This is a genomic window from Caloramator mitchellensis (genome assembly GCF_001440545.1).
Lineage (GTDB): Bacteria > Bacillota > Clostridia > Clostridiales > Caloramatoraceae > Caloramator > Caloramator mitchellensis.
Genome location: NZ_LKHP01000029.1, coordinates 1 through 7,454, shown reverse-complemented (window position 1 = coordinate 7,454; position 7,454 = coordinate 1). Strand labels below are relative to the sequence as shown.

At 30.2% G+C, this 7,454-nt stretch carries 6 protein-coding genes and 1 riboswitch; all 6 genes read right to left on the bottom strand.

Features of this window, described 5'->3' with window-relative positions:
• Positions 1-1,601 (bottom strand): methyl-accepting chemotaxis protein (locus ABG79_RS11840; protein ID WP_057979679.1); only part of this gene is annotated, 1,601 nt, incomplete at its 3' end.
• An 18-nt stretch (positions 1,602-1,619) separates the two neighbouring features.
• Positions 1,620-3,698: a chemotaxis protein CheA gene (locus ABG79_RS11835; protein WP_057979678.1), complete on the bottom strand. Its 2,079-nt coding sequence runs from the start codon at positions 3,696-3,698 to the stop codon at positions 1,620-1,622.
• A gap of 14 nt (positions 3,699-3,712) precedes the next feature.
• Positions 3,713-4,138 carry a chemotaxis protein CheW gene (locus ABG79_RS11830; protein ID WP_242859343.1) on the bottom strand — a complete coding sequence of 142 codons (426 nt, stop codon included), beginning with the start codon at positions 4,136-4,138 and terminating at the stop codon, positions 3,713-3,715.
• Positions 4,139-4,159: 21 nt separating this feature from the next.
• Entirely contained in the window at positions 4,160-4,513 is a 354-nt protein-coding gene (locus tag ABG79_RS11825) for a response regulator (RefSeq protein WP_057979677.1), read from the bottom strand.
• Between the two features lie 90 nt (positions 4,514-4,603).
• Positions 4,604-4,688, bottom strand: a riboswitch (cyclic di-GMP riboswitch).
• 8 nt (positions 4,689-4,696) lie between these two features.
• A complete protein-coding gene (locus ABG79_RS11820; protein WP_057979676.1) occupies positions 4,697-5,980 on the bottom strand; it encodes a putative bifunctional diguanylate cyclase/phosphodiesterase in 1,284 nt (427 codons plus the stop codon).
• Positions 5,981-6,142: 162 nt separating this feature from the next.
• Entirely contained in the window at positions 6,143-7,132 is a 990-nt protein-coding gene (locus tag ABG79_RS11815) for an HD-GYP domain-containing protein (RefSeq protein ID WP_057979675.1), read from the bottom strand.
• Positions 7,133-7,454 lie beyond the last annotated feature (322 nt).

Sequence of the window (7,454 nt, the reverse complement as noted above, 5' to 3'; positions counted from 1 at the left end):
CAAATTTTTTGACGCTTACGTTCTATTACTGCTACTGCCACTTGCTCTGATTGTTTTGTTACGTTTTCTACAGATATCACTATGTTTTGTCCTTGCTTTGCCTGTTCTTTTGTCGCTACTGTTATTTGTCTTACCTGTTCTCTTGCGTTTCCTACTCCCTTTATTATTTCTTCTACTCCCTTTGCTTGTTCTATTACTGCTACTGCCACTTGTTCTGATTGTTTTGTTACATCAGCAATTATTTTTATCATGTTTTCACCTTGCTGCGATTGTTCTTTCGTTGCCACTGTTATTTGTTTAACTTGTTCTCTTGCATTTCCTACTCCCTTTATTATCTCTTCTACCGCAAAAGCTTGTTCCCTTGTTGCACTTGTTATCTGAGTTACCTGTTCTGAAACATTTTTCATCGCATCTAACACTTTAACAGTTCCTTTGCTTTGTTCTTCAGTAGCAATATTAATTTGACGAATTTCAGTATTAACATTATCTATACCATTAACTATAGTTTCAATAACTTTTCCCATTTCGTTGCTTAATTTTGTTCCATGTTCTACCTTGTCAGTTCCTACTTCAATTGCCTTTATTGCTTGTGTTGTTTCACTTTGTATTCCTTTAATTAATACAGATATTTCTTTTGTAGCTGTAGCTGTTCTTTCTGCAAGTTTTCTTACTTCATCTGCTACTACAGCAAAACCCTTTCCATGTTCACCAGCTCTTGCAGCTTCTATTGCGGCATTTAATGCTAATAGATTTGTTTGTTCTGCAATGTCATCTATTACTTCTATTATGCTTCCAATTTTTTCAGAACTTTTTCCCAAATTATTTATTACATCTCCAGCTTTAGATATAACAACAGATATTTCCTGAATTGCTTGCATGGTGTCTTCAACTGCTTTATGTCCAGTTTTAGCTTCATTATGGAGAGTTTCACTTAATTTACCTACATTTTGAGCATTACCTGCCACTTGATTGATTGAAGCCGCCATATTTTCTACAACTTTATAAGTTTCGGTTGAAGCTTTTTCTAATTTTTCAGCATTTCCTGCTACTCCCTTTATCGATTTACCCATCTGTTCTATCGATGCTGATATCTGCTCTACAGAATTTGCTGTGCTTTCGCTATTTCCTGCCACTTGCTGTATGCTCGCTACTATCTCTTGTATCGCTGCTGCTGCTTCTTGCGCTGATCCCTTCAGGCTTTCTGCGTTTCCTGCTACTCCCTTTATTGACTTACCCATCTGTTCTATCGATGCTGATATCTCTTCTACTGAACTTGCTGTGCTTTCGCTATTTCCTGCCACTTGTTGTATGCTAACAGCCATCTCTTCTAAAGAACTTTTTGATTCATTAACTAATTTAACTAGTTCTTCGGAATTTGTGTAAACACCATTAATCGAATCAAAAATTCTTCCCGACATACTATTTGTTTCTTCAATTGCAACACTCTGTTCAGCTGTTCCTTTGTTTATTTGCTCCGTTACTATCGACAATTCACTTACCTTTTCTTCAATCTTGCCACTTAAGTTTATCATTCTATTAACATTTTTTGAATAACCTTTTCCTTCAAGATAACTTATTGCAATACTTCTTTTAATACTCATATATAATTCCCCCTAATCTTAAATTATTTCGTTTTTATCCGTTTGAACAACCTTTTTAAAACCTACCATTTTTAAAATTCCTGAAACATCCAATATACATGCAACGCTACCATCTCCTAAAATCGTTGCTCCTGAGTAACCTTCAATTTTTCCTATATATGTTCCTAAAGGTTTAACAACTATTTCTTGATTTCCAATCAATTCATCCACAACTAAACCAAACCTTTTTTCTGCAACGCCGAGTAATACAACAAAAATTTTATTATTCTTCTTTTTTCTGGGTATATTAAAATAATCCTGTAAACATATAAGTGGGATAATCTTATCTCTAATAGTAGTTACAGCTTGCCCTTTTACATATTCAATATCTTCATTAGTTTTTCTTACTATTTCAACAACATTGCTCATGGGAAGCGCATATGATTCATCGTTTATTTTCACTAGTAATCCTGTTAAAATAGCTAAAGTTAATGGAAGTTTAATTGTAATTTTCGTCCCTATTCCAATCTTTGTTTCAACTTCAATTATTCCATTCAGTTTATCAATGCAGTTTCTTACTATGTCCATTCCTACTCCACGACCAGAAACTTCACTTACCTCCGAAGCAGTGGATAGTCCAGAGTGAAAAATGAGGTTTATTATCTCACTATCTGACATTAATTCTGCATCCTGACTTGTAATTACTTTTTTCTTGATTGCCGATTCTTTAACTTTATTTATATCAATTCCCTTGCCATCATCTTCAACTGTCAACACAACATTGTTTTCCTGATGAAACGCCGAAATTCGCAATGAACCTTTTGATGGTTTTCCTAAATTTATTCTTTCTTCGGGCGTCTCTATTCCATGGTCAATAGCATTTCTTATAATATGAATTAAAGGGTCGGTCATTTCTTCAATAATTGACCTATCCATTTCCGTTTCTCCACCATCAAGAATTAATTCAATATCCTTATTCAATGATTCAGCTAAATCTCTCACCATTCTTGGGAAACGATTGAACAATTGTTGAATAGGTAACATTCTAGTTTTCATTACCACTTCCTGCAATTCACTTATTATCCTTGATACATGAGTTGAAACACCTAATAAATCATCTGTCAAATTGTCTGTTGTGTATTTGCCATGTAATATGTTGCCTATTTGATTTATTCTTGTATGTTCAATTAACAATTCACCTACTAAATTCATCATTTTCTCAAGTTTATCAACGTTTACTCTCACAGTTTGTCCAATTTTTCTATCAGTATTTTCTAAAGTTGAAGCCTGTGTAATTTCCTTTAAATTTTCGTTATTATTAGCTTTAACTTCTGTATTTCTATTAAGCTTACTAATATCGAATTCACGAACTCTAAAAGCTTCAATATCCATAATTTCATTATTTCCTTTTTGTTCTAAAGACTTAGCATCAAGTGATGTAACAATAAGGTATTTAATATCATTTATTTCTGAATTTTCCGGTATTTCCGATAAATCAGGATTTGTCCTTATAACCTGCCCTAATTCATTTAAATAATTATTAATTAAATGAAATCTTATTGATTTCATAGCGCTTTCGCTTGATATTCTAACATCACAAATTAAGCAATTTAATTCATTTAACATCGATTGTTCAATTTGCGCAATACAGTCAAAATCAAGTTCAAACTCTGTTTCTGAATTATCACTCATGATGTTCAATTCTTTTTTGTCACAATGTGGCTCTTGATTCATTATTTTTTCTAATTCATTCAAAATGCTTGTAATATCTATATTAATGTTTTTTCTATCTAGCATAAATGCCTCTTTTAATAGTTTCAACAAATCCAAGCATTGAAACAGTGCGTTTATTATTCTTTTAGTTATTATTGTTTTTTGACTTCTAATTCTTTCAAGTAAATTTTCCATATTATGAGTTAATATTTTCATCTTTTCAAAACCAATAGCTGCTGAAGAACCCTTTAAAGTATGAGCTACTCTGAACAACTTATTTATTGTTTCTTCCTTTTCTTGATTATTCTCTAAATATAAAATACACTGTTCCAATGATTGCAGCTGTTCTTCAATTTCTTCATAAAAAGCAGCTAACATTTCTGGGCTATCAAAAATTCCTGCCATGCCACCCCTCCTTTCTAATCATTTAAGATAGTATTTATTTCCAATATACTTGCAACACCCTCATCGATAATTCCAACTCCTGCAAAATTATTTCCATCAATACCTGCAACCATTTCTGGAGGAGGTTGAATATCTGAAAATTTTGTAACGTAATTTACTTTGTCTACAACTATTCCTACCATTTCATCTTTAATTTTGACAAAAATAATTCTAGTTGATTTTGTTGTCTCGTAATTTTTTAGGCCAAATTTCTTGTGCAAACTAATGACTGGAACAATTTTCCCTCTAAGGTTGATGATCCCTTCCAGAAAATGTTTTGTATTATGAACAACTGTTATTCTCTGCATTTTAATAATTTCATAAACATCACATATTCTTAATGCATACTTTTCTTTTGATAATTCAAAAACTACATACTGCATTTCAAGTAAATTCTCCAAAATTTCACCTCCATTTTCATATTAAAGCTTGCTTAGAGTTTGCACTACATAATCTTCCTTAAACGGTTTAACAATAAATCCTTTCGCTCCTGACATCACTGCTTCTTTTACAAAACTTTCTTGTCCTAACGCTGATATCATTACAATTTTTGAATTTGGGTCAATCTTTCTGATAGCCTTAAGAGCTTCAACACCATTCATCTCCGGCATCGTTATGTCCATTGTTACTATATCTGGTAAGAGTTCCATGTATTTTTTTACCGCTGCTGCACCGTTCTCAGCTTCACCTGCAACTTCAAATCCATTCCTTTCCAATATCGCTTTGATTGCCGTCCTCATAAAAGCTGCATCATCGACCACCATAACTCTTTTCATCTCTTTCCCCCATTTCATTATTTTTTGCATAAAAATAGGTAATGCTTATGATAGCATTACCTAAGAACTTATATATATAAATTCCTATTAATTGGTAACCCAGCTATCTTAGCAAAAACGCCTTAGATCTGAAGCTTTGCGTCCTTATCTTTCGATAAGTTTGCCTTTTTCAATCATTTATTTTCAATTCTTTAGTTCCAAATAATTTGATATCAAATTGTATTTTACAGGCTTACTAATATAATAACCCTGAACCTTTGTGCAGCCTAAATCTCTTAACAAATTTAACTGACTTAAATTTTCAACTCCTTCTGCAATTACATCAATACCAAGTTCTAAAAACGTTTCTATAAATTTTTTTATCATCAATCTGACTCTATAATCTTCTTCAATCTTATCAATCAATTCTTTACATATTTTTATTTCTTTTACTGGAATTTTAAAAACATTTGTAATCTGAGAATATGCATCCCCATAATCATCAAGCGCAAATTCTATTCCTAAATCCGTTATTTTATCCAGCATGTGATTCTGTAATTCATCAATATTTGTAGCATTTGTTTCAGTTATCTCAAAGACAATTTTTTTAAAATCAATATTGTATTGTTTGCCCAACTTTAAAATGCTATCAACAAAATCAATGTTGCTTAATTGTTTTGGAGATATATTTATATTGGTTCTTAACTTAATCCCATCAGAATTCCATTTATTGACTTGCCCAAAAACTTTTTTTATCATATAGATACCAAATTCATTTATCAATCCCGATTCTTCTAACAATGGTATAAATTCTACCGGGGAAATCTCTCCAAATTCTGTGTTTCTCCATCTAGCCAGGGCTTCAACATCGACTATTTTATTTAGATTCAAATCATAAATAGGCTGATAAACAACATAAAATTCTTCATTAATTAATGCTTTTTTTAGGTTTAAAATAAGTTCAGCCTTCCTTTTAATTTTCATCTCTATATCAGAATTATAAACAGTCGACCTATATTTGCCTTTTGATTTTGAAACACTCATGGCAGAATCAAGCTTACGCAAAAATTCATTTGCAGTTTCTTCTTTATCAGATACATGGATACCTGTGCTAACTGTTAAAGATATTCCCTTATCCTCCAATAAATAAAATGCGCTTAATTGTTTCATTAAATTTTCTGCATACCGTTTTATATAACTAAGCTCTTTATCATGCATTAAAACCAAAAATTCATCCTCGTAAAATTTAAAAAGAATCGAATTATCATATAAGTTATTTTTTAATTTATTCGAAAAACTTACTAACAATTTATCTCCGAAATTGAATCCATAAGCATTGTTTAGATATTTAAAATTATCTATATCCAAAAGAATGGCTCCAAGCTTTTTATTTTTATTTTTTTCATAATACTCATAAAAATAATTTCTATTTGGAATAAGCGTCAGCTCATCTATAAAATACCCCTCAATATCACTTGCAACTTTCATTCTTACCCTCCAGTAAAAGTTGTTTTTGCATTTTAAAGTTTTTCATTCACTTTTCACAGTTTCGACTATATTCTTCTATTTATATTATAATATACCAATATTCATCATCAAGGATAATTTTACGACAAATTTTGCGTTTATTGATAGACAATATTCGTCTTTTTACAGCAAAACTTCTGTTATTAGTTTCGATAACTCAAATTCTAAATTAACTATTTCATAATTATTGTTACTTGTTATCATTATAATTGGTCTTGATAATATATTTTTATTTTGACTAATTACTACTCCTTCATCTCCAGTATTTAATCTTACTTTTAATCCATTTGGATATGGCCTGATTGAATTTATAAAACCTTTGAATATTTCTTCATTTAATTTATTCAACCCTAAGGTTGTAATTTTTTCAATAGCTTCATGTGGCAACAAGTTGTCCTTCCCTAAAATAAAATTGACGTATAAATCACTTATATTTATTATTTTTGCAAATTCGTATATCTTTTCACCTTGAATCATCATAGGACCCGAACCATCTTCAAATTCATGATGCTGCAGAACTGAAATATATGTTGTTGGTTTAAATGAAACGTTCCCTTTCAACAAATTATATGCTGCCTCAGGATGTTTCTGATAATCCTCTTCTATTATTTTCCCTATGTCATGCAACAAAGCAGCCAAAGATAAATTAATCATTTTCTTTGCATCATATTTCAAATAACTTGCAATAATTATAGATACAAGTGTTACATCGATTGAGTGATTAGCCAAACTAAACATATCTTTATTTTTTGTAAAATTATTTAAAATTATTGCATTTTCAGATAAATTAATATTATTTATTATTTCTTCAACTATATTAATAGATTTTTCATAATTTACTGTGTTATTTTTTTTAATTTCTACAAATAGCTCATTCAAAGCCTTAATTAATCTAATCTTTATTTGGGAATCCAATACCTCCTGTAAAGCAAGCGAATCATCTCCATATTTATCATATATATAAACAGTATTGATTCCCATATCTTGAAGTCTTTTGATAATTCTCTGCGTCAATTGTGTTCCTGATTTCAGGAACATAATTCCGTCTTCATTATAAATTGTATATGCTATTTTTTCTCCTTCTAAATTATTGTTCAAAATTGCCAATCTCATACAGATGCACAACTCCTTATATTTTTAATTACAATTTCAATATAATTATAATATTATTTAAAATATTTTCAAATATATTTTGATATATTTCAACATATATTTGCTAATTTTTACAATAATTTTACATTTTCAATAAAGTTTTTGTTATCATCAATATTATTTTCCAATTTAATAAAAATAAGGCTCCTCGATTAATTCAAGAAGCCTTTAATTCTTTTGGTTTTAATTTTTTACATCATGAATATTTGAAGTATTTACTTACAGCTCCATAAATTATGATTACTCAAGTTTAAACATATTTACTCTATTTGCCAAATCCATA